At 59.8% G+C, this 20,648-nt stretch carries 20 protein-coding genes and 1 pseudogene; 6 read left to right on the forward strand and 15 right to left on the reverse strand.

The window, feature by feature from the left end; all coding sequences use genetic code 11:
• Positions 1–21 precede the first annotated feature (21 nt).
• Positions 22–1,065: a rod shape-determining protein gene (locus KP001_RS06940; protein ID WP_015720676.1), complete on the reverse strand. Its 1,044-nt coding sequence runs from the start codon at positions 1,063–1,065 to the stop codon at positions 22–24.
• Between the two features lie 243 nt (positions 1,066–1,308).
• On the opposite strand from KP001_RS06940, the gene KP001_RS06945 reads away from it, so the two are divergent.
• Positions 1,309–2,889 (forward strand): peptidylprolyl isomerase, encoded by a 1,581-nt coding sequence (locus KP001_RS06945; RefSeq protein ID WP_217288805.1) that lies wholly within the window; start codon positions 1,309–1,311, stop codon positions 2,887–2,889.
• Between the two features lie 106 nt (positions 2,890–2,995).
• Entirely contained in the window at positions 2,996–3,886 is an 891-nt protein-coding gene (locus KP001_RS06950; RefSeq protein WP_217288806.1) for a phosphoribosylaminoimidazolesuccinocarboxamide synthase, read from the forward strand.
• 100 nt (positions 3,887–3,986) lie between these two features.
• Here the strand turns inward: KP001_RS06950 and KP001_RS06955 are convergent, their stop codons facing one another.
• Complete coding sequence (locus KP001_RS06955; protein WP_217288807.1) at positions 3,987–4,343, reverse strand: YtxH domain-containing protein; 357 nt, start codon at positions 4,341–4,343, stop codon at positions 3,987–3,989.
• A 165-nt stretch (positions 4,344–4,508) separates the two neighbouring features.
• Between KP001_RS06955 and KP001_RS06960 the strand changes: the two genes are divergently transcribed.
• Positions 4,509–5,612, forward strand: coding sequence for an NAD(P)-binding domain-containing protein (locus KP001_RS06960; protein ID WP_217288808.1), 1,104 nt, complete (start codon positions 4,509–4,511; stop codon positions 5,610–5,612).
• 320 nt (positions 5,613–5,932) lie between these two features.
• Here the strand turns inward: KP001_RS06960 and KP001_RS06965 are convergent, their stop codons facing one another.
• Entirely contained in the window at positions 5,933–6,724 is a 792-nt protein-coding gene (locus KP001_RS06965; protein WP_217288809.1) for a tetratricopeptide repeat protein, read from the reverse strand.
• A 156-nt stretch (positions 6,725–6,880) separates the two neighbouring features.
• On the opposite strand from KP001_RS06965, the gene ptsP reads away from it, so the two are divergent.
• Complete coding sequence (gene ptsP, locus KP001_RS06970) at positions 6,881–9,226, forward strand: phosphoenolpyruvate--protein phosphotransferase (RefSeq protein ID WP_217288810.1); 2,346 nt, start codon at positions 6,881–6,883, stop codon at positions 9,224–9,226.
• Positions 9,227–9,269: 43 nt separating this feature from the next.
• Here ptsP and KP001_RS06975 read toward each other — a convergent pair whose 3' ends face one another.
• Positions 9,270–9,506, reverse strand: a complete 237-nt coding sequence (locus KP001_RS06975; RefSeq protein WP_217288811.1) for a YtxH domain-containing protein — start codon at positions 9,504–9,506, stop codon at positions 9,270–9,272.
• A 192-nt stretch (positions 9,507–9,698) separates the two neighbouring features.
• Between KP001_RS06975 and KP001_RS22195 the strand changes: the two genes are divergently transcribed.
• Positions 9,699–11,012, forward strand: coding sequence for a peptidylprolyl isomerase (locus KP001_RS22195; RefSeq protein WP_217288812.1), 1,314 nt, complete (start codon positions 9,699–9,701; stop codon positions 11,010–11,012).
• Between the two features lie 249 nt (positions 11,013–11,261).
• On the opposite strand, the gene KP001_RS06985 is transcribed toward KP001_RS22195, so the two are convergent.
• From KP001_RS06985 to KP001_RS07000, 4 genes are all read right to left on the reverse strand, one after another.
• Entirely contained in the window at positions 11,262–11,777 is a 516-nt protein-coding gene (locus tag KP001_RS06985) for a ferritin (RefSeq protein WP_217288813.1), read from the reverse strand.
• Positions 11,778–11,889: 112 nt separating this feature from the next.
• Entirely contained in the window at positions 11,890–12,696 is an 807-nt protein-coding gene (locus KP001_RS06990; protein WP_217288814.1) for a glycosyltransferase, read from the reverse strand.
• Positions 12,678–13,415, reverse strand: a complete 738-nt coding sequence (locus KP001_RS06995; RefSeq protein WP_217288815.1) for a class I SAM-dependent methyltransferase — start codon at positions 13,413–13,415, stop codon at positions 12,678–12,680. Before KP001_RS06995 ends, KP001_RS06990 begins: the two co-directional genes overlap by 19 nt.
• Positions 13,416–13,583: 168 nt before the next feature.
• A complete protein-coding gene (locus tag KP001_RS07000; protein ID WP_217288816.1) occupies positions 13,584–14,339 on the reverse strand; it encodes a slipin family protein in 756 nt (251 codons plus the stop codon).
• Positions 14,340–14,480: 141 nt separating this feature from the next.
• On the opposite strand from KP001_RS07000, the gene KP001_RS07005 reads away from it, so the two are divergent.
• Positions 14,481–15,857 carry a sigma-54-dependent transcriptional regulator gene (locus tag KP001_RS07005; protein WP_217288817.1) on the forward strand — a complete coding sequence of 459 codons (1,377 nt, stop codon included), beginning with the start codon at positions 14,481–14,483 and terminating at the stop codon, positions 15,855–15,857.
• A gap of 282 nt (positions 15,858–16,139) precedes the next feature.
• On the opposite strand, the gene KP001_RS22350 is transcribed toward KP001_RS07005, so the two are convergent.
• The 7 genes and pseudogenes from KP001_RS22350 to KP001_RS07040 form a co-directional block, all read right to left on the reverse strand.
• Positions 16,140–16,298: a chromate resistance protein ChrB domain-containing protein gene (locus tag KP001_RS22350; RefSeq protein WP_217288818.1), complete on the reverse strand. Its 159-nt coding sequence runs from the start codon at positions 16,296–16,298 to the stop codon at positions 16,140–16,142.
• A gap of 30 nt (positions 16,299–16,328) precedes the next feature.
• On the reverse strand, positions 16,329–16,988 hold the full coding sequence (locus KP001_RS07015) for a 3-keto-alpha-glucoside-1,2-lyase-like domain-containing protein (protein ID WP_217288819.1): 660 nt from the start codon (positions 16,986–16,988) through the stop codon (positions 16,329–16,331).
• A gap of 63 nt (positions 16,989–17,051) precedes the next feature.
• Positions 17,052–18,182: a chromate efflux transporter gene (gene chrA, locus KP001_RS07020; RefSeq protein WP_217288820.1), complete on the reverse strand. Its 1,131-nt coding sequence runs from the start codon at positions 18,180–18,182 to the stop codon at positions 17,052–17,054.
• A 49-nt stretch (positions 18,183–18,231) separates the two neighbouring features.
• Positions 18,232–18,435 (reverse strand): annotated as a pseudogene (locus KP001_RS07025) (DUF1259 domain-containing protein); the annotation flags it as partial.
• Positions 18,436–18,522: 87 nt separating this feature from the next.
• Entirely contained in the window at positions 18,523–18,768 is a 246-nt protein-coding gene (locus KP001_RS07030) for a hypothetical protein (protein WP_217288822.1), read from the reverse strand.
• An 88-nt stretch (positions 18,769–18,856) separates the two neighbouring features.
• On the reverse strand, positions 18,857–19,255 hold the full coding sequence (locus KP001_RS07035; RefSeq protein WP_217288823.1) for a hypothetical protein: 399 nt from the start codon (positions 19,253–19,255) through the stop codon (positions 18,857–18,859).
• A 115-nt stretch (positions 19,256–19,370) separates the two neighbouring features.
• A complete protein-coding gene (locus KP001_RS07040; RefSeq protein ID WP_217288824.1) occupies positions 19,371–20,609 on the reverse strand; it encodes a hypothetical protein in 1,239 nt (412 codons plus the stop codon).
• Positions 20,610–20,648: the final 39 nt, after the last annotated feature.

Here is a 20,648-nt window from a genome sequence, read left to right on the forward strand (position 1 = left end):
GGCAAATGGGAGAACGGGAAACTAGGAGCTGACCGCCACGTTGCGCAAGAGCGCGAGCTCGTCCAGCACCTTTCCGGAACCGAGTACGACGCAGGAGAGCGGGTCTTCGGCGGTCACCACGGGGAGTCCGGTTTCCTCGCGCAGGAGCACGTCGAGGTTTCTCAAGAGTGCCCCGCCGCCGGCCAGGACGATCCCCTTGTCCACGAGGTCTGCCGCAAGCTCGGGGGGGGTGCGCTCGAGGCAGTTGCGCACGGCGTCCACGATGGCGGTAACCGGCTCGGAGAGCGCTTCGCGGATCTCGTTGGAGTCGATCTCGGTGGTCTTGGGGATGCCGGAAACCAGGTCGCGCCCCTTGACCTCCATGTGCAAGAGCTGGGTGCCGGGGTACGCCTCGCCGATCTCGATCTTGATCAGCTCGGCCATGCGGTCGCCGATCAGGAGGTTGTACTTGCGCTTGATGTACTGGACGATCGCCTCGTCCATCTTGTCGCCCCCCACCCTGACGCTCTTGGTGTAGACGATGCCGGCGAGGGAGATCACGGCCACCTCGGTGGTGCCCCCCCCGATATCGACGATCATGTTGCCGGAGGCCTCGGTGATGGGAAGACCCGCGCCGATCGCGGCCGCCATCGGCTCCTCGATCAGGTACACCTCGCGGGCGCCGGCGGACTCGGCGCTCTCCTTGACGGCGCGCTTCTCAACCTGGGTGATGCCGGAGGGAACGCAGATGACGATCCTGGGACGCACCAGGGTCTTCCTGTTGTGAACCTTGTGGATGAAGTAGCGCAGCATCTCCTCGGTGATGTCGAAATCGGCGATGACCCCGTCCTTCATCGGCCTGATGGCCGTGATGGTGCCGGGGGTGCGACCGAGCATCTTCTTTGCCTCCATCCCGACGGCGAGCACCTTCTGCTGGCCGTTTGGCATCTTCTGGACCGCGACTACCGAAGGCTCGCGCACCACGATACCCTTGCCTTTGAGGTAGACGAGGGTGTTGGCCGTGCCGAGGTCGATGGCCAGGTCGTTAGAAAACATGCCGAAAAGGGCATCGAAAATCTTGAGCATGCATAACTCCTTTGAATTATCTCAATAAACCGGACCCGGGCCCGGCGTCAAAGGAGGAAATATAGCAAATAGTACGCACCCTTGCAACAAAGAAAACCCGCGACACGTCATGCGGCGGACGCGGCTGGCACGGTATACCGCTTCATTCTACCGTTGCTTTTGCGATTAAAGTATATTATCATTCGCAACTCTTGATTATGTTAACAGACTCTATTCTTATGAGCGCAAAGGAGCCGAACCGGAATGCTAGGCGTAATGAGGAAGTACAAGCAATCCATCGTCATCAAGGTTGTATTCGTCGTCATCGTTCTCTCTTTTATAGGGACCATCTTCCTGGTCTGGGGCAAGGGGGGGAGTGACGGACGCGGTGGCAAGAGCTATGCGGCAACGGTCAACGGCACCAAGATATCGCTGGACGAGTTCCAGAAGAGCTACTATCGCACCCGCGGTCTGTACGAGCAGATCTACGGCCGCACCCTCACCCCGGAGCTGGAAAAGCAGATGGGGATCAAGAAGCTCACCATCGACACCCTGATCGACAACGTCCTCATCCTTGGTGAGGCGAAGAAGATGGGGATCAAGGTGAACAAGGACGAGGTCGCCGCCGAGATCGCCAAGATCCCCGCCTTCCAGAAAAACGGCGCCTTCGACTTCGGCACCTATCAGCAGACCCTGAAGGCCAACCGCATCACCCCCAAGGACTTCGAGGAGTCCCAGGAGCAGGAGATGCTGCTGCAGAAGGCGCGCAACAAGGTGAAGGATGGCGCCACGGTGACCGACGCCGAGGTGAAGGAAGCCTTCAAGAAGCAAAACGACAAAGTGAACCTCGCCTACGTCTCCTTCTCCCCCGCCGACGTCAAGGGGAGCGTGAAGCTCACCGACCAGGAGCTCACCACCTACCTGCAGGATCACCAGAACGATTTCAAAACACCGGAGCAGGTGTCCGTCGCCTACGCCGTGGTGAACCCGGCCCAGCTCGCGGCCAAGGTGAGCGTCACCCCGGACGAGGTGCAGACCTACTACCAGAAGAACATCGACCGCTACCAGGGTAAAGGGGGCATCCTCCCGTTCGCCGAAGTCAAGGACAAGGCCACCGCCGATGCCCAGAAGCAGAAGGCAGCCAAGGAAGCCTACGAGAAGGCCGCCGAGGCGGTCAACAAGTTCAAGGCCAACGGCGACATCGATGGCGCCGCTGCAGCGCTGGGCGCCAAGGTGGAGAAGACTCCGCTCTTCACCGGCAAGGCGCCGGCCGCCGGGCTTGCCGGCGAGACCGAGGTGGTCGCACGTGCCTTCGCCCTGAAGCAGGGTGAGTTGGGCGGCCCGGTCGAGACCGCCAAGGGGATCTACCTGGTCAAGGTGCTGGACAAAAAGCCCGCCGCCGTTCCGCCGCTGGCCCAGATCAAGGGCGCCGTCGAAGCCAAGGCCGTCGAGGTCAAGGCTGCCGACCTGGCCAAGAAGAAGGCCGAGGAGGCGCTCGCGCAGTTCGCCAAGGGCGGCGTCGCCGCCAAGGAAACCGGCAGCTTCGGCTACGCCCCCACCGGCGCTGTGCCCGCCATCGGCACCTCCCCCGAGCTCATGGAGGCCGCCTTCACCCTCAACGCCCCCAACCAGGCCGCAAAGCAGCCCTTCAAGGTGGGTGACCGCTGGTATGCCGTGGCGCTCAAGTCCCGCACCGAGGCCCCTCTTACCGACCTCGCCAAGAACTCCGGCTCCATCAAGGCGGCCCTGTTTCCCAAGAAGCAGCAGGAGGCGCTGGAGAAGTGGGTCAAGGGGCTGCGCGACAAGGCGAAGATCGACATCAATCCGCTGGTGCTCCAGGACTAACGGGTAGCAGGGACGCAAAACAGCTTACAGTGTGAGGTGGAGGGTGCGGGTGCACTCTTCACCTTTCACTTTTCACGCTCAGCGCGAATAAAAGGAGAATGCACCAATGACAACACCGGTACTCAACACTGACTTCCCCGGCCTCAAACTTGCCGCACGCGGGAAGGTGCGCGACATCTACGACCTCGGTGAGACGCTGCTCATCGTCACCACCGACAGGATCTCCGCGTTCGACGTCATCATGAACGAGGGAATTCCCAACAAGGGCTACGTCCTGACCCAGATCTCCGCCTACTGGTTTCGCCAAATGGAAGACATCATCAAGAACCACATCATCTCCACAGATGTGGCGGAATTCCCCAAGGAGTGCCAGCCCTACGCGGACGTTCTGGCCGGCCGCTCCATGTGGGTGAAGAAGGCCCAGCCGCTGGCCGCCGAGTGCATCGTGCGCGGCTACATCTCCGGCTCCGGCTGGAAGGATTATCAGCAGACCGGCGCCATCTGCGGCATCAAGCTTCCCGAGGGGCTCAAGGAGAGCGACCGCCTGCCGCAGCCGATCTTCACCCCCTCCACCAAGGCGGAGCTCGGCACCCACGATGAGAACATCTCCTTCGAGCAGATGTGCAAGATCTGCGGCAAGGAGATTTCCGAGAAGGTACGCGAGGTGACGCTGAAGATCTACGAGAAGGCACGCGACCTGGCCGACCAGAAAGGTATCATAATCGCAGACACCAAGTTCGAGTACGGCATATACGACGGCGAGCTGATCATCATCGACGAGTGCATGACCCCCGACTCCAGCCGCTTCTGGCCCAAGGAGAGCTACAAGCCCGGCGGTCCGCAGCCCTCCTTCGACAAGCAGTTCCTGCGGGACTACCTGGAGACCCTGGACTGGGGCAAGACCGCCCCCGCCCCTCCCCTCCCCGAGGAGATCGTGAAAAAGACCGGCGAGAAGTACATGGAAGCGCTGGTGAAGCTCACCGGCAAAGGGATCTAGCCCCCCCGCTTTTCAGACGCAGAAAGGCCCCGCCCCCAACAAGGGACGGGGCCATTTTTTGATTGACTCCTCAGTTCGCCCGCTGCCCCCCTCTTCCCCCCTACCCTATCAGCTTGGCCAGCCGCGACCGCTCTTTCATCAGGCGCGCTTCGCCCTCTTCCAGTGCTTTCAGAAGCCCCTTTTTGGCGCTGTAGGCCATATCCTTGCCCTGATCAAGGATCTCAGAGGCGCGTTCACCGACCGCCTCCGCCATCTCCCCCACCTGGTCGGTGAAGTCCTCCACCGCTTCCAGCGCTTCTTCCCCTTTGCGACGGGCCTTCTTGGCGTAGCGGCCGATGTCCTTGCGGGTTTTCTGACCGCTTTGCGGCGCGTACAACAGCGCGATACCGGCACCTAAGATGCCACCTGCCAGAATCAGCAGCGCCCCAGCCATCACCTTGTTCTCGTTTTCGGCCATAGCCCCCTCCCTCACCAGTGTTGTGTTTTCCGACTGCCATCCATATACTACCCGATGCCATGGCTTTGCCAAGCCAGCTTCTCATTATTGCTAGGAAGCACCCTTTGAAGCGTGTATAGTTGAACCGCTACCGAAACTCCCTATGAGGGATCCGCGAGGAGAAACATGGATCAGAAATACGATGTACTAATCGTCGGCGGAGGCCCCGGCGGGGTGGCTGCGGCGTACCTTTGTCACAAGAACGGACTGAGCCACATACTGATCGAGTCCGGCAAATCGATCTTCCAGGGCATCGCCAACACCTACCCTGAAGGAAAGAACGTCTATCCATCCAAACCCAAGGAGAACCCCGAACCTTTCCTGGTCGAGGAACTGCGTCCGCCCGACAAGCCGGTCACGGTCGAAAAATACATCCAGTACGTGCAGCACTTCGTCCAGCACGAAGGTCTCAACGTGCTGACCGACACCCAGTTCGAGAACATCGAGGAAGGGCGCGATTACCTGAAAGTGCTCACCTCCAAGGGGACCTTCCAGGCGAAAAAGGTGCTGCTCGCCTTCGGGAGCTCCATCCCCAAAGAGCTTTCCGTGTATGGCGACGCCAAGATGGTCGCCAAGGGGCTCGACGATCCCAAGAAATACATCGGCGTGCGCACCCTGGTGATCGGCGGGGGGAACTCGGCCGCCGACGTCATCATCTCCATCCTCAAGGAGAAGAGGAACGCCAACGACAAGGAGCCGGTGTACTGGGCGCACGTCGCCGAGACCTTCGACGTCAACAAGGAGACCGCGCAGCGTCTGGGCGAGGAGATACTGCTGGGGGGCAACATACGGCTTTTGCCCGGCGCCACCCCGAGGATCGGCGAAGTGGACGACGAGGGTGTGGACCGGCTGGTGATCAGGGTCAGCGAGGACAAGATGGCGGGCGGCATAGAGCGCTACCATGCCATGAGTTTCCCGATGAAGAACGTCATCGCCTGCATCGGGAGCCAGGGTCCCACTTCCATCTACGACAAGATCGGGGTGCAGACCATCGCCTGCGCCGAGGGGGTGTGCCAGGTGGCCAAGGAAGGTGACCGGTTGCTCCTGCTCACCTCCGATTTCGAGTCCACGCGGAAAGGCGTCTATGTGATCGGCGGCGCCATCTCCCCCTCGTACATGCGTATCAGCCAGGGCGCCATCCACGAGGAGCGTCATCCCAACCTGATCTACACCGCCGTCAACGACGCCCACCACGTCATCGAGGCGATGCTCAAGAAGATCAAAAAGTAACCGCCCCCCTCTCCCTCTGAGGTGAGGGCCGGCGTGAGGGAGATATCCCCCTCTCCCTCCGGTGATAGGGCCGGAGTGAGGGAGATATCCCCCTCTCCCTCTGGGAGAGGGCCGGAGTGAGGGGAACAGCCCCCTCTCCCTCTGGGAGAGGGCCGGGGTGAGGGAGACCCACCGTCGGCAGCGCCAGCGACCACCCCGGCTATCGGCCACCCTCTCTGGAGGGGAAAACCAAAAAGGGGAGCCCAATCGGCTCCCCTTCTCTTTACTCTATTCTTTAGCTAGTCCCTAGTCCCTAGTCCCTAGTCCCTAACCCCTGCCCCCTACTTCATCTCTTCCTTGAGCCCCTCGATAACCGCCTTGACCTCGGCGATCATCTCCCTGGCCTGGGGCGAGTGCTCCCTCTTCAGGTAGTTCTCGAAGTGCTTGATGGCGTCGGCGGTACGGTCCTGGTCGATGCAGATGTTGCCCAAGGTCAGGTAGCTCATGGTGAAATCCGGATCGAGGCGGATCGCCTCCAGGGTCTCGCGCTCGGCCGCCTCCAGGTCGTCCATGTCGTAGTAGAGCTCGCCCAGGTTGAAACGGGCGGTGGCGTCGGTGGGGTCGATCTCGATCCCCTTGTGGTACGCGGCGATGGCCTTCTCGTTGTCACCCAAACCGTAGTAGAGATCCCCCATGGCGTTCAGGGCGAAGACATTGCCGGGATCGAGCTCAAGCGCCCTCTCGAACGCCTTCAGCGCGTCGTCGGCTCGTTCCATGGCGTTGTACACGAGACCCATGCTGACATAGCCGTCGCAATCCTTGGGCTGCAGTTCGGTCACCTTCCGGTAACAGGCCAGCGCGTCCTTGTGCTTGCCTGATTCAAAATAGACATCGCCCAGGGCGGTAAGCCCGTCCAGGTCCTCAGGGGCGAGTTCCAGCCCCTTCTTGAGGGCGGCGATGGCGTCATCCACCTGCCCCCCCTCGGAGTGTGCCTCGCCGAGGTAGAAGTAACCCTCCGCGTTCTGGGGCTCCAGTGCGATGCAACCCTTGAATGCCTCCACGGCCTGGGCGTACTCGCCGGACTCCATATGCGCTATGCCGTTTGCCAGCTTCTCATCAAAAGTTGTTGCCATTGCCACCTCCACGACTCCAATCGGATTTCATTGGCGCACACTATAACAGAGATAGGACCGCTTTGCCAACTTAAGAGCTGCTAAAATTGCATTAAAAGCTTTCACATATCATTTTACTCATCTATACTGCGACCATCACACGCAAAGGGGTAGGTAATGCCAGAGGAGGCAGGTGAGCAACTGGGACTGAGGACACTGGAGGACATCAGCGCGCTGATTCTCCAGTCCCACGATCTGCAGGAGACTCTGGACAACATCGTCAACCTGGTCGCTAAGAGGATGTCCTCCGACGTATGCTCCATCTACCTCCTGGAGGAGGACGGCGAGACACTGAGGCTGCACGCGACCCGCGGTCTTTCCAGGCTTTCCGTCGGCATCACCATGAAGATCTCCGAGGGCCTCACCGGCCTGGTCGTGGAGCAGCGCGGCGTGGTGGCCACCGACAACGCCCCGCGGCATCCCCGCTACAAGTACTTCAGAAAGACCAAGGAGGAGAAGGTCCTCTCCTTCCTGGGCGTCCCCTTCTTCGAACGCGACACCCCGATGGGGGTACTGGTCATCCAGAACAGGGAGGCCAGAACCTTCACCCCCCACGAGATCAGCGCCGTCTCCACTATAGCCTGGCAGATTTCCAGCATCGTCTCCAACGCCAAACTGCTCGACTCCGTCCGCAAGAAGGAGGAGGAGCGCGCCTTCTACGCCGCCGAGGTTGACCGCCTCATGAAGAGCGGCGTCCTCAAGGAGGGGGGGCGCACCTCGCGCAAGTCGTCTTCCTCCTCCGCCGCCCTGACCGGCATCGGCATCTCCCCCGGCTTCGCCCTGGGCAAGGTCTCCATCCTGCACCACAGAGGCCCCACAGAGGAGGCGATACTGGAGCGCGCCCGCCCCCGCGCCGAAGAGCTGAACATGTTCCAGCAGGCCCTGGAAAAGGCCCGCATCCACACCATATACATGGAAAAGAGGATGGGGGAGATCCTCTCCGAGGCCGACGCGGCCATCTTCCACAGCCACCTCATGATCCTCGAAGACCGCGGCTTCATAGCCAAGATCACCGCCCTCATCGAGGAGGGGCTCGGCGCTCACCGCGCGGTGAACCAGGTGGTCGAGGCCTATGTCTCCGCCTTCGCCCGGATGGAGGACCCCTACCTGCGCGAACGCTCCGCCGACATGGAGGACATCGGCCGCAGGATCTGCGACGCACTGAACGGCCACAGCAAACACCGCGAGCGTCTGCGCGACGATCGCATCATCGTGGCGCGGGAACTGCTCCCCTCGGACCTGGCCATCATGGACCACGGCAAGGTGATCGGCATCGCCACCGAAAAGGGAAACCAGAACGCCCATGCCGCCATCATGGCGCGGGCTCTCGGCATCCCCGCCGTCTTCGGTGTCGAGGGGCTCCTGAACCGGGTCGGCGTGCGCAGCGAGGTGGTGGTCGACGGCAACTCCGGGTGCGTCTACGTGAACCCGGATCAGGCGGTCAAGCAGGAATACGTGCGGCTGCAGGGCGAGTTCGACCAGAGACAGCGCGCCCTGGAGGAAATCCGCGATCTTCCCGCCCGCACCCCCGACGGCTGCACCATCACCCTCTTGGCCAACATCGGCCTCTTGAGCGACCTGAAGGTGGCGCACCTGCACGGCGCCGAGGGTGTCGGCCTGTATCGCACCGAGTTCCCCTTCATGACACGCGCGTCCCTCCCCAGCCGCCAGGTGCAGGCGTCGGTGTACCGCAAGGTGCTGGAAGGATTCCCCGGACTCCCGGTGAACATAAGGACCCTGGACATCGGCGGCGACAAGGGGCTTTCCTACTTCCCGCACCCCAAGGAGGACAACCCGTTTCTGGGGTGGCGCTCCATGCGCCTGTCGCTGGACCGGGAGGACATCCTCAGGGAGCAGCTGGCCGCGATCCTGATCGCCTCGGCGTCGGGAAAGTGCACCCTCATGCTCCCGATGATCTCGGGGGTGGACGAGGTGCGGCGCGTCAAGGTGATCCTCGAAGAGGTGAAGGAAGAGTTGACGCGGGAGGGGCGCGGTTTCGATGCGCGCATCGGCCTCGGCGTGATGGTGGAGTTGCCGGCGGCGGTGCTGGGGGCCGACATGCTGGTAAAGGAGGTGGACTACCTGAGCATCGGGACCAACGACCTCATCCAGTACACGCTGGCCTGTGACCGGAACAACCCCAGGGTGAGGAAATGGTACGACCCGTACCATCCGGCGGTGCTGCATTCGATAAAGAAGGTGGCGGATGCGGCGGCAGGCGCGGGAAAGCCGGCTTCGCTGTGCGGTGAAATGGCGGGTGAGCCCATTAACGCGATACTGCTCATGGGGCTTGGCCTGCGCAGCTTCAGCCTTTCGGCGCCCAATATCCCCCGGGTGAAGGAAGCCGTGCGGCGCATCACCCTTCGGCAGGCACAGGAGATCGGCGACCGGGTGCTCGGCATGGAGAGCGCCCGGGCGATAAGGGAATACCTGGAAGCGGCCCAGCGGGAACTGGGGCTCTAAAAAACAAAGGCCGGACCCATCCAGGGGCCCGGCCTTTTTCCGTTTATATCCAGCAGTCTCCGCCGTCGTAATTGAGCGGATCCGAGCCGTTCTTCCTGGAGCGCATCTTCGCGTTCCTCACGCATCCCTTCAGTTTGTCCAGCGCCTCGTCTTTCGCTTCGCCCAGCTTTTCGCGTACCTCGCGGCCGGTTTTCGGTGTAAAGAGGAGTGCGGCACCCGCAGCTACCGCGGCTCCGGCCAGGAAGGCCAGCAGAGCGGCCTGTTCGCTTTTCTTCGACATGTCGTATGCTCCTTTTGGTTCTGGAAGTTGTAACCGGAGAAAAATGTGCAGTCATTCTTATCACATTCCGCAGCGCAATAAAACCCCCAACAACAAATTATGACGCTTTTCCTTACATTCTGTTTTCTGATTTGAATTGGGCCGTGTTAGATGCTACTATCCGTTGTTAAAAATATCACAAAGGAGATGTGCATGTTTTCCTTTAAGAAATCCACAGTGCCTGCCGTCGCAGCCCTTCTTATGGCCCTGACGATTCCCGCCGGAGCTCTTGCCGAGGAAGCCGGCGTCGCCGCAACTGCTGAACCGGCCGCAAAGAGCGCCGCCAAGCCCGCCAAGAAAGCCGCCGCGAAAAAGCACGCCAAGAAGGGAGCCAAGCCCGCAGCCAAGGTCAAAACCGTCGCCAAGGCCCCTGCAGCCGCCGACAAGGGCGCGGCCAAACCTGCGGTCAAGGCAGCCGTTCAGGAACCGGCCAAGGAGGCCGCCAAGGCCCCAGCCAAGGAAGTCGCGAAGGAAGCAGCCAAAGAGCCGGCGCGAGACCAGGACAAGGATGCGCTCAAGGAAGTGTCAGACCTTCAGAAAGAGCAGCAGCAAAGGGAGCTGGCGCAGCAATCCCAGCATCCGGCCAACGTCGCGGTGCTCCGCGTCAACGGCTCCGTGATCACCAAACTGGATATGGACCGTGCCCTCAAGGTGATGCTGGCGCAAAGCCAGGTGAAGCAGCCACTGGCGCCGGAGGCCCAGAAGGAAGCGGAAGCGGCCGTACTGGAGCAGCTGACCTCGGTTGAGCTTTTGTACCAGGAAGCCACCAAGCTGGAGATTCCCGATCTGGACAAGCAGGTCACGGACAAAGTGTCCCAAAACCGCTCCAAGTTCAAGACCGACGAGGAGTTCATCGATGCGCTGAAGAGCGTCGACATGACCATGCAGGACATGCAGGACTTCACCCGCAAAGACATCGTCATCAACAACTTCATCGAGCAGAAGTTCACCGCCAAGGCGGCGGCCACCGATGCCGAGGCCAAGAAGTTCTACGAGGATAACAAGGACGCCTATTTCAAGTTGCCCGAGGCGGTCCGCGCCAGCCACATCCTGGTGGGAGCCGACGCGAAGGCGACCCCGGAGGAGCGCAAGCGCGCCAAGGAAAAGGCCGAAGCGCTCCTCAAGCGGGTGAAGGCCGGTGAGGATTTCGCAGCGATCGCCAAAGCAGAATCCTCCTGCCCTTCCGCGAGCCAGGGTGGCGACCTCGGCGCCTTCGGCCGCGGCGAGATGGTTCCCGCCTTCGAGAAAGCCGCGTTTGGCATGAAGACCGGTGAAGTGAGCGGCGTTGTCGAGTCCGAGTTCGGCTACCACATCATCAAGGTGACCGACAGGCAGGAAGCCGGAGCCGAGAAGTTCGAGAACGTGAAGGAGAAGATCACCGACTTCCTGAAAAAGCAGAAAGTGCAGCAGGAAATCACGAGCCTCGTGGAGCAGCTGAAAAAGACCGCGAAGATCCAGAAGGACTAGTTTTCAAACTCCTCTGATCGGAATAAAAAAGGGCCCCGTGGTTGCGGGGCCCTTTTGTGTATGTCCGTCTCCCCTCTCCCTCCGGGAGAGGGGCGGGGGTGAGGGCGTCGCCAGTTGCCATCTGTGCCGCAATCCCTTCGTAGCATCCCCCGCACCGCCCTCCGTCACGAAGCGCTGCTCGTGAGCCGGCGTACTCCCTTTTGCGAAGGAGAGACAGAGGGGATTTCCCCTTTGCCTTGGTTAGGCCCCCTACGCCGCTGTAGCCGCCGGCGGCACAAACACCCTGGCCGCCAGCTCGTTATCCAGCATCAACAGCCCCTGCCCGTTGTCGCCGATCAGCTTCAGCTTCCCGATGATATCCCTGTCGTTTTCCTCCTCCTCGATCTGCTCGGTCACGAACCATTGCAGGAAGATGTTGGTGGCGTGATCCTTTTCTGTAAGGGCAAGGTCGGTGAGTTCGTTGATCGAGGAGGTGATGGTGAGCTCGTGTTTCAAAGTCTGCTCGAACATGTCCAGCAGGTTCTTGAACTCGGCAGGAGGTGCGTCGATCGCCTGCAGCTTCACGTGCTCTCCGCGGCTGTTGATGTAGTTATAAAACTTCATGGCGTGAACCATCTCTTCCTGGTACTGGACCATGAACCAGTTGGCGCTTCCTTTGAGTCCGATGGAAGAGGCATAGGAAGACATGGAAAGGTAGAGATAAGCAGAGTAAAGTTCGTTGTTGAGCTGCTTGTTGAGAGCGGAGCACAGCTTTTCGGTCAGCATCAGGTATTCCTCCTTGTAATCAAATAACACGTAGTGTCTTTGTGATCCAGGTACTATGTTACCCAACGCTGTGTCATTGGCAAGCGAGGTATACGCAAGGCAGCAAGCGCGGTCAGATCCGGGAATCGGCGGGGCGGCCGCGCCACCCTTCCAGGTAGCGTTTGTACGCCTTCCTCGCCGGGGTTCTCAGGTAGAAAAGCATGGTGCCGAACTCCGCCAACGCGTTCAGGTAGTCCGTCATACCGACCTTGGACCCTTTTATATCCCGCCATTCCTGCAGAGGAAATTCAACCCAGTTGGCGCTCGCCTCGGCGCTGGAGCATTCCAGCGCCAGTGGAAACCGGGCCAGCATCTCCACGTCGAAGGTCCAGCGCACCTTGAACGGGGTGCCAAAGACGATCCTCAACGCGGTGGAATTTCTGAAGATCTTGGCCCCGCACTGGGTGTCGTAAATGTGCATACCAAGCAGCATCGACGCGAAGGTCGCGAACACACGGCCCAGGTAGTGCCGCAGCGGCCTGCGTTTGATCCTTCTCCCCAACAGGCGTACGCGTGAACCAAGCACCGCATCGACCTGGCGCGTTTCCAGCACCTCGCAGAAATCCGCGATGGCGTCGAGCGGCGTGGCCAGGTCGGCGTCCCAATACCCCACATAATCAAAGGGCCCATCGCACGCATCGAGGATCCCGCGTCTGACCGCCTCCGCCTTGCCGCGGTTGGTCTCGAGATCGAGCACGTCGACCTGCCCGGGATTGCCATCCCGTATGGAGCCGAGAATCTGGAGGGTAGAGTCTGTGCTGCCGTCGTTGACGAAGAGGAAGGACAAGGAGGGGTTCTCGTGCACCAGGGACAGAAATGCCTGCGGCACAAGGCGCTGTGATTCGTTGTAGCAGGGCACTATTATCCTTGTTTTTCGCATAGCACCCATCCTGTCAGCCCCGGGATCTTGATCCCCAGGCGGCCCGCCGCAAGCAGAAGCTTGTTGTCCAATCTCAGCGCCAGTTTGATGAGAGAAGTGAGCAGCGCGCCCCGGCGCCACTGCCCTACCCCCTCCGAGACATCGGCGGAGTTCAGCAACTTGAAGAGCACCAACTTTGGCAGCAGCAATGATGAAAACAGGTAACCCGAGCGCCGGACCTTCAACCCCGCGACCTCGGCGAGTTGAACCAGTGCGGGAAGGCTGTAGCGCCGGTAGTGTCCCAGGAATGCGTCGTGACCGCTGAAAAGGGCCTGGAAGGCGGGCACCGTTATCATGACGGCGCCTTTGGCCTCAAGGTACCTGTTCACAACGTTCTTGAGGAAAGAGACATCATCCTCTATATGCTCGAGCACGTCTAACAGCAGGATCAGGTCGAAGCTCCCCGATTGCGGCAACTCCCTTTGAAAGGAGATATCGGACCTGGCCGCGGTGAAATTTACTAGTTGTTCACGGGTGAGGTTGCTGTCAACAGCAGCGACTTCCCTGTGTCGGAGGCCACTGAAAAGATTTTCGGCAACAAAGCCATCGCCGCAACCGATATCCAGTACCCGCACCCCCTCCGTAAGGTGGTCACAAAGGATGTCGTGCAAGGCATCCAGCCGGGAGGTTTCCCATGGATGTCTTTTCTGGTTATCCGCCTGTGCCTCTTTCAGGTCCATCCGCCGTAACCATGCCTTTGCAAGTTCAAATAAGATGGCGCCAATGTCTCACAACCTGATGGCATAGTCAACGTTTGCCGCGGTTTCCCGCGCTCTGCCCTCGCGTCCCATCCCCTCTCCCCCGCTCCATCCCCTCTCCCTCTGGGAGAGGGCTAGGGTGAGGGTATCCTACATCCGGTCGATGAAAACCTTGATGAGATCGATAGGGACCGGGAAAATGGTCGTTGAATTCTTCTCCGCCGCGATCTCGGTCAGCGTCTGCAGGTAGCGCAGCTGCAGTGACATCGGTTCGTCCCCCATCACCTTTGCCGCCTGGGCCAGCTTCTCGGAAGCCTGCAGTTCGCCTTCTGCGTGGATAACCTTAGCGCGCCGCTCGCGTTCCGCCTCCGCCTGCCTGGCTATCGCACGCTGCATCTCCTGCGGCAGGTCGATGTTCTTGACCTCGACCGTCGACACCTTCACCCCCCAGGGCTCCGTCTGCCGGTCCAGGATCTCCTGGAGTTCCTTGTTGATCTTTTCACGGTTGGCAAGGAGCTCGTCGAGATCCACCTGGCCCAGCACGCTCCTCAGTGTGGTCTGGGAGAGCTGGCTGGTCGCATAGAGGTAGTTCTCCATCTCGACCACGGCCCGTACCGCGTCGACCACGCGGAAGTAGACGACCGCCGAGACCTTGACGGTAACGTTGTCGTGTGTGATCACGTCCTGGGACGGCACGTCCATGGCAACGATGCGCAGCGAGACCCGCACCAGCCGGTCGATGCCCGGGATGATGAGCACAAGCCCTGGACCACGCACCTTCTTGACCCGGCCGAGGCGGAACAACACCCCTCGCTCATACTCGGGGAGGATACGGATGGCATTAGCCAGGAAAGCGACCACGAGGAACAGGACGAACAGGACCGGAAACAGGTTCACGACATTCATGATTCCCTCCGCAGAGAACTCTTAATTTCACCCGAAAAACCCGCCCAAGTATATCGGAACAAGGCTTTACGTCAAATTGGCGTCTTGCCAAATGCGCTCATACGTGTTATTGAAGAAACCTCTAACAATGGAAATTACCGAATGAAACCGACCACCAAGATACTGCTCATAGAAGACGATGACGGCAGCCGCGAGGCGATGCTCATCCTGCTCAAGGCAAGCGGCTTTGCCATCAAGGGATGCTCCAGCGGCAAGGAAGGCCTGGAGCAACTGGCGAGCGAGCCGTTCGACATCGTCATCAGCGACCTCTTCCTGCCCGACGTGAACGGCATTGACATCCTCACGCGGGTGAAGCAGGACTCCCCGCGCACCGAGGTCATCCTGGTCACCGGCCACGGCTCCGCCGAAACCGCGGTGCAGGCGATGAAGAAAGGGGCCTACGACTACATCACCAAGCCCCTCAACATCGAAGAGCTGCGCATCATCATCGACAAGGCCGTGGAAAAGGGGCAGCTCTTAAGCGAGAACGTCTACCTCAAGAAGCAGCTGCAGGACAAGTACGAGTTCGCCAACATCATCGGAAACTCGCAGGCCATGCAGCAGCTCTTCTCGCGCATGAAGCGGATCATCAAGACCGATTCCACCGTCCTCATCCTGGGCGAGTCCGGCACCGGCAAGGAGTTGGTCGCCAAGGCGATCCACTTCAACGGCAACCGGAAAGAGAAGCCCTTCATCGCGGTCAACTGCTCCGCTATCCCGGAAAACCTCCTGGAGAGCGAACTCTTCGGGCACGTGAAGGGAGCCTTCACCGGTGCAGTGAAGGAGAAGGTAGGCAAATTCGAGGCCGCCAACAACGGCACCATTTTCCTTGACGAGATCGGCACCCTTCCCATGCACCTGCAGACCAAGCTGTTGCGCGTGCTGCAGGAGCAGGAAGTCGAGCGGGTCGGCTCAAACAAGCAGATCAAGCTGGACGTGCGTGTCATTTCCGCCACCAACGTGAACCTCGAGGAGGAAGTCGCGCGCGGCAACTTCCGCGAGGACCTCTTCTACCGGCTCAACGTCATCCCGGTCCTGATCCCGCCTCTGCGTGAGCGCATCGAGGACATCCTCCCCCTCACCAGGCATTTTCTGGAGAAGAACTGCCGTTCCATGCAGCGTCCCATCATGCACCTCGACAAGGACGCCCTGGAGGCGCTCGAGGCGTACCCCTGGAATGGCAACGTGCGCGAGTTGGAGAACATCATGGAGCGCATTGTCGCACTCACCGAAGGTGACGTCATCACGCTTCGCGACCTCCCCGCCAACATCGCCAAGAACCACCAGGAAGGCAACCACTCCGTCAGCGTGACGCCGGCCGGCATCGACATGGTGCAGGCCATCAGCGAGATCGAGAAGCGCATGATCGGCGAAGCCCTGCAGCTGTCCGGCGGTGTCAAAGCCCGAGCCGCGGCCATGCTCAGCATCAACCGCACCACCCTCGTGGAAAAGATGCGCAGGCTGGGTATGCCTCTCTAGGCTGCAGCAGCTGTCGGGAGACAATTAAGTTGTTACATCGACAATAAAGTCCTTACATTCTTCATTCACGAGTTGCCGGTTGATGCCGAAACCACCTCCTCCTGGCACCGCAGCAGCACCCCTCAAAAGAAGAACATCCCCCCACAACCAAGATGGTAGTAGTGGATGCGACTCGGTAGAATAGGACCGCGACGCCCCAGTACGAGATGTGATTTGGCAGAAGTGACGCAACTGAAAAAGAGGGAGCCCGGAATTGGGAAAGTTAGAGGGAACTATGGAAAATTAATCAGGCAGATGCATGCCCCCCCATACACCCGACAGATGATGCCGTTCTAAGGTGCGACAAGTGGTAAACGAAACGTCCTTATCGATAAAACACCTGATCAGCCAGGGACAGGCCACCCGGTCCACTTTGACATGCTCTCGCGTAATCCATTTCATCTTGTCCTCCTTTCGCAGCAAGCGTGATGTTCATTGAGCAGTTACCTCGACATTATCGAAGCAGGTCACCGAATCCGCCTTGGTCCATAACCCGACCCGGCCAGCCTTGAAGTCGTCATCGCGGGTTTCGATAACCAGGGCGCCGTTCAAGAACCCGCGCATGGTTTCTCCCTTTACCTCAATCCGTAATTCCTGCCAGTTGCCTGAAGGGACCCGTGCCGAACCTTCCTTGATGAGGCTACGGCTTCCACCCGAGTACCGATAGAGGTTCACGTTGTCTTCCAAGGCGTTGGCTCTCAGGATGTAGTAATTATCTTTGTCCTGAATCCGGAAGATAATCCCGGCAGCCCGGTCGACACTGCCTGAGACGGGTTTGAATCGAGCCGTCGCGACGAAATCAGCGAAAACTTTGTCGCTCAGGGAGAGCGCCGGGTACTGTGCCGATCCCGTTTGGCACAGCACATTTGGCGAACTCGGAGCGCCTGCATCTTTTATAACCTCCCAGGTCCCGCTGAACACCTCGACTCCTGCGGGAACGCCTCCAACCTTATCTGCATCGAAATTCCATCGCAGCGCCTGTCCGGCAGCCCCCCCTTGGCCCCGCGGATACTTCACGGTTGCCTGGGATCTTGTGCAGCCAATCACAAGGGTTGCCACCATCAGAGGAATTATCAAAAGTCTTCTTCTCATCTTGATTCTCCTTCTTTTTTTGCTGCCTGGCCTGAACCGGCTGGGCAGCCCCCTTCCTTCCCTTCAGCACTTGTACAGCATGACACCTGCCACGGCTGCGATAGCGATTAGAAGCGGCTCGGGTATCTTGAAGCGCCAGAGGACCAGCACGCTTGCGAGGCCTATGATGGCGGTCGCGGGGTCAATAATGGAGCCTTCCCCAAGGATGACCGCCGCCCCCGCTATTGCCCCGGACGCGGCCGAAGTTGCCCCCTTTACGAATCCCTTCACGGCGGGCTTTTCCCTATAGCGGATGATATAGCGGCCGACAAATAGGACGAAACAATAGACCGGCAGGAACACCCCGGCTGCAGCCACGAGCGCTCCCCAGAATCCGGCGACCAGATAACCGACGAAGGCTGCAGTGATCACCACCGGGCCCGGAGTGATGATCCCCACGGCAACTGCGTCCAGGAACTCGCGCTCGTTCAGCCAGTGGTAGTGGAGGACCACTCCCTCGTGGAGGAAGGGAACGATGGCCAATCCGCTGCCGAAGGTGAACGCGCCGGCCTTGGTGAAGAAAGTGCCGAGTTCCAGCAGAACCGGAATGCTAACGGGTATGCCTAAGGCCGCCGGAACGCTGAAAAGACTGGAAACCGTGGACCAGGGTTTTGTCCAACTCCCCGCAGGGGCGTACAGGAGCACGCCGACGAGGCCCGCGGCGACGAACAACAGCGCGATTTCGGTACGGGCTGCCACGGTGGCCAGCGCCACGACACCGAATATCGCCCACAGGCGCCGGTCGGAACCGACCGTGGTCCTGGCCAAGCGAAAAGCGGAAAGGGCCACGATGGCGATTATCGCTGGGCCAATGCCGTAGAAGAGGGCCTGAACCACGGAAAGCCCGTGGTAGGCTACGTAAAGATAAGAAATGACGACCACGATCAAGAAGGTCGGTAGTATGAAGACGATGCCCACCAGCGAAGCGCCGACTACGCCGTGACGCAGGAATCCAATCCACATCGCAAGTTGGGCGGCAAGTGGGCCCGGCATCATCTGGGAGAAGGCGAGCCCCTCCCGGTATTCGTCCTCCGTAATCCATTTACGCGGCATCAGATCACGCTGCATGTAACCGGCAAGGGCGATGGGGCCGCCGAAACCGCTGGAACCCAGGCGCAGGAAATACAGGACCAACTCCCAGAGGCTGACCGGCATCAGGGCCTCCCCAGCGTCATTAAGTGTTGTCTCACCTGTCTCTTTCATGTCATTTGGCAAGGTTGATCCTTCCGAGCGCCGCCTTGAGGCCGGTCGCCAGTTTCTCCGGGTCGTCGTAGCCCCATAAGTGGAGGAAGAAAAGGCGCCGAGACTCGAAAAGCATATGGCTGTGCACGGCCGTTACGCTGATGCCATGGCCCACCAGCACCTGGATCACCGGGTTCACTTCGCTGCCGATCAGGACGAAATCGCCGGTTGTGGCAGCCTAAGGAAAGAATAAACAAGGTACGTTTCATTATTCCTCAATTTGCCCTGTTTCGGGCACGTCAGGATATTGCGGTCACTTCGGCTTGACGGATACGTCCCCGAAGAAAATGTACGAGTCCGCCTTGGACCACAGAACGATCCTGCCGTCGATGTTCTCCTTCCAAGTATAGTCGACATACTTCGTGCTATTCAGGGACCCCTCAATCTTCTTCCCGGTGACCACCACACGGAGCGCGTTCCACTGGTTGCCTGGGACCGGGAGCTTGCCGACCCACTGTACCGAGGAGCGCCTCCCTTGTTCCATTTTGAAAAAGACCACGTTGTTTTCCACAGCATTTGCCCGGATGACTAGGTAATCGCCGTTGGGCTTGATGTTGAAGGCCCGGCGGCCTGGTCGATCCTGCAGCTCACCGGTTTGAAGGTGGTTTCAACGGTTCCTCCTGGAAGGTTTTCACTTCCTTGAATACAGAGAGCGGGGAGTAGCGATACGCCTCAAGGTTGTGGAGAAACCCTGTGGAACTCTCGCCATAAAGCGCTCTCGCCTTTGCTCCGGCTGCGGGCGCCATTACCCCCTGTTCCCAGTTTCTACCGTCCACCGCATAGACGGACCTGGAGCCATCCCGGTTGATGTGCCAGTTGCCGATCAAGGAACTGAACGACTTAGCTTCCGTCCCCGGCATCTCATTGCTGAAATCGAAATGCTGCAAACCTTTGGCGAGAACGGGAAGAGATCCAAAGCAAAGGATTGCCGTCACCAGCATGGCTTTCGGATAGGTTCTTTTTTTTGCTATGGTGAAAATGGACATGGCCCTGTTCGTCTCCTTCAGGTCCCGCCGCTGCTAGGTTCAAGCCATCAATAGGAAGGGGCCTGCGCAAGCACAGGCCCCCATGTTTGCCTAGGAACACCAAGAATCGGCGTTGCTATCCCTTTCTGATCTTAACAGCGAGGGTAGTACTGTTTATCTCCGTCTGATCTCCGCTAAAGGACCGGACATTGTAGCGGTTCAGGTCATAGATCAGACGAGCCTTGACCGTGTACTCCCCGGGCTTCAGTCCGGGCGCCCAGGGAAGAATCCGTTCTTCTCCGGCGCGTATGTTAGACTCGTGGGGTCCCTGTGCATCGGCCTGGCTTGCGGCAACAGCGTCGGGACGCTTCTTGTCCTCTTCTAGGAACTTCTTGTCGTCGGGACGGTTGCCGTAGGAGGGGGCGATCATCCATTCCTTGGTCGCCACCTTCTTCCCTTTCTTGTCCGTCACTTCAACGTTCAGGTAAATCGCCCTGCGGTTTGAGCCGGTGGGGACCGAATGTCCCGCGCCGATGTTGATCAGGTGGAAGGTCAACCCGGCTTTTCCTTCCTCGGGCTGGCTGATCGCCATGCTGAGGGCGCTGGCCAGCCGCTGCTGGGAGCGGCCGCCGGTCCAAAGGTGCCGAGACACCGGGCGCTCCGGGTTGTCAAAGTCTTCGGCCACCTTACGCGTGGTGCGCGGCATGTGGCAGTCCTGGCACTGCTGTTTACCCAGCCCCGGCTTGCTGAAATCCTCGCGCCACTCCAGGAAGGTCTGGGTCTGCTTCCCGACGACCCTTTTCCCCATGCTGTGGCAGTAAGCGCACATGGCCGAGGTCTGGATGGGCGGATCGGCTACCGTGCCGTGAGGCGCCGCCACGCTGTGAGGCCCCCTTATCTTGCCTTCCGGGGTGAGGTGGCAACTGGCGCAGGTAATCCCAACCTTTTCCTTGTCCTTCGCCCGCCCTTTGGGCTTGGTCATCTCGGCGATGTTGATATCCGGGATAGCGAAGGGCTCCGGGTAGTGACAGACGTTGCAAGACTTCCCTTCTTCCTCCGCCTCGCGGGCGTGAATTGGATAAGGCTCCACCCCTGCAAAGGCGTGGGCTGTTGCCATGGCCGATACACCGGCCGGCATGGTGATCTTTTCCCCCTCCTTCTGCGGAATGGTCGTCGGCTTGTAGTGAATGTCGCTTCCGAATCCGAAGGCGAACTCACGGTAGATCGCCTTGTGGCACCCTCCACAGGTCTCCGAAGGCGTTGCGGTCCCCTCCGGGAAGGCCATCTCCTCCGCCATCGCGCTGGCTGCGAACGCGGCTGTTGCCAATAGTGCTGCGAATCCGACCTTCAATCCCGATACGGTCCTCTTCTCCATTTTTTCCCCCTCTGTGTTGTTCGCTTTTTTCAAAGCTGT

Origin of the sequence: Geomonas subterranea, assembly GCF_019063845.1 — a bacterium.
GTDB lineage: Bacteria > Desulfobacterota > Desulfuromonadia > Geobacterales > Geobacteraceae > Geomonas > Geomonas subterranea.

What these genes read in the sequence shown, in the direction of transcription:
- KP001_RS06940 (WP_015720676.1), bottom strand. Translation starts at nt 1,065, where the DNA reads ATGCTCAAGATTTTCGATGCCCTTTTCGGCATGTTTTCTAACGACCTG.
- KP001_RS07035 (WP_217288823.1), bottom strand. Translation starts at nt 19,255, where the DNA reads ATGTCCATTTTCACCATAGCAAAAAAAAGAACCTATCCGAAAGCCATG.
- KP001_RS06965 (WP_217288809.1), bottom strand. Translation starts at nt 6,724, where the DNA reads ATGGCAACAACTTTTGATGAGAAGCTGGCAAACGGCATAGCGCATATG.
- KP001_RS06955 (WP_217288807.1), bottom strand. Translation starts at nt 4,343, where the DNA reads ATGGCCGAAAACGAGAACAAGGTGATGGCTGGGGCGCTGCTGATTCTG.
- KP001_RS06995 (WP_217288815.1), bottom strand. Translation starts at nt 13,415, where the DNA reads ATGGACCTGAAAGAGGCACAGGCGGATAACCAGAAAAGACATCCATGG.
- KP001_RS07005 (WP_217288817.1), top strand. Translation starts at nt 14,481, where the DNA reads ATGAAACCGACCACCAAGATACTGCTCATAGAAGACGATGACGGCAGC.
- KP001_RS06985 (WP_217288813.1), bottom strand. Translation starts at nt 11,777, where the DNA reads ATGCTGACCGAAAAGCTGTGCTCCGCTCTCAACAAGCAGCTCAACAAC.
- KP001_RS06990 (WP_217288814.1), bottom strand. Translation starts at nt 12,696, where the DNA reads ATGCGAAAAACAAGGATAATAGTGCCCTGCTACAACGAATCACAGCGC.
- KP001_RS07015 (WP_217288819.1), bottom strand. Translation starts at nt 16,988, where the DNA reads ATGAGAAGAAGACTTTTGATAATTCCTCTGATGGTGGCAACCCTTGTG.
- KP001_RS07040 (WP_217288824.1), bottom strand. Translation starts at nt 20,609, where the DNA reads ATGGAGAAGAGGACCGTATCGGGATTGAAGGTCGGATTCGCAGCACTA.
- KP001_RS07000 (WP_217288816.1), bottom strand. Translation starts at nt 14,339, where the DNA reads ATGAATGTCGTGAACCTGTTTCCGGTCCTGTTCGTCCTGTTCCTCGTG.
- KP001_RS22350 (WP_217288818.1), bottom strand. Translation starts at nt 16,298, where the DNA reads ATGAAATGGATTACGCGAGAGCATGTCAAAGTGGACCGGGTGGCCTGT.
- KP001_RS22195 (WP_217288812.1), top strand. Translation starts at nt 9,699, where the DNA reads ATGTTTTCCTTTAAGAAATCCACAGTGCCTGCCGTCGCAGCCCTTCTT.
- KP001_RS06950 (WP_217288806.1), top strand. Translation starts at nt 2,996, where the DNA reads ATGACAACACCGGTACTCAACACTGACTTCCCCGGCCTCAAACTTGCC.
- KP001_RS06945 (WP_217288805.1), top strand. Translation starts at nt 1,309, where the DNA reads ATGCTAGGCGTAATGAGGAAGTACAAGCAATCCATCGTCATCAAGGTT.
- KP001_RS06975 (WP_217288811.1), bottom strand. Translation starts at nt 9,506, where the DNA reads ATGTCGAAGAAAAGCGAACAGGCCGCTCTGCTGGCCTTCCTGGCCGGA.
- chrA (WP_217288820.1), bottom strand. Translation starts at nt 18,182, where the DNA reads ATGCCGGTCAGCCTCTGGGAGTTGGTCCTGTATTTCCTGCGCCTGGGT.
- ptsP (WP_217288810.1), top strand. Translation starts at nt 6,881, where the DNA reads ATGCCAGAGGAGGCAGGTGAGCAACTGGGACTGAGGACACTGGAGGAC.
- KP001_RS06960 (WP_217288808.1), top strand. Translation starts at nt 4,509, where the DNA reads ATGGATCAGAAATACGATGTACTAATCGTCGGCGGAGGCCCCGGCGGG.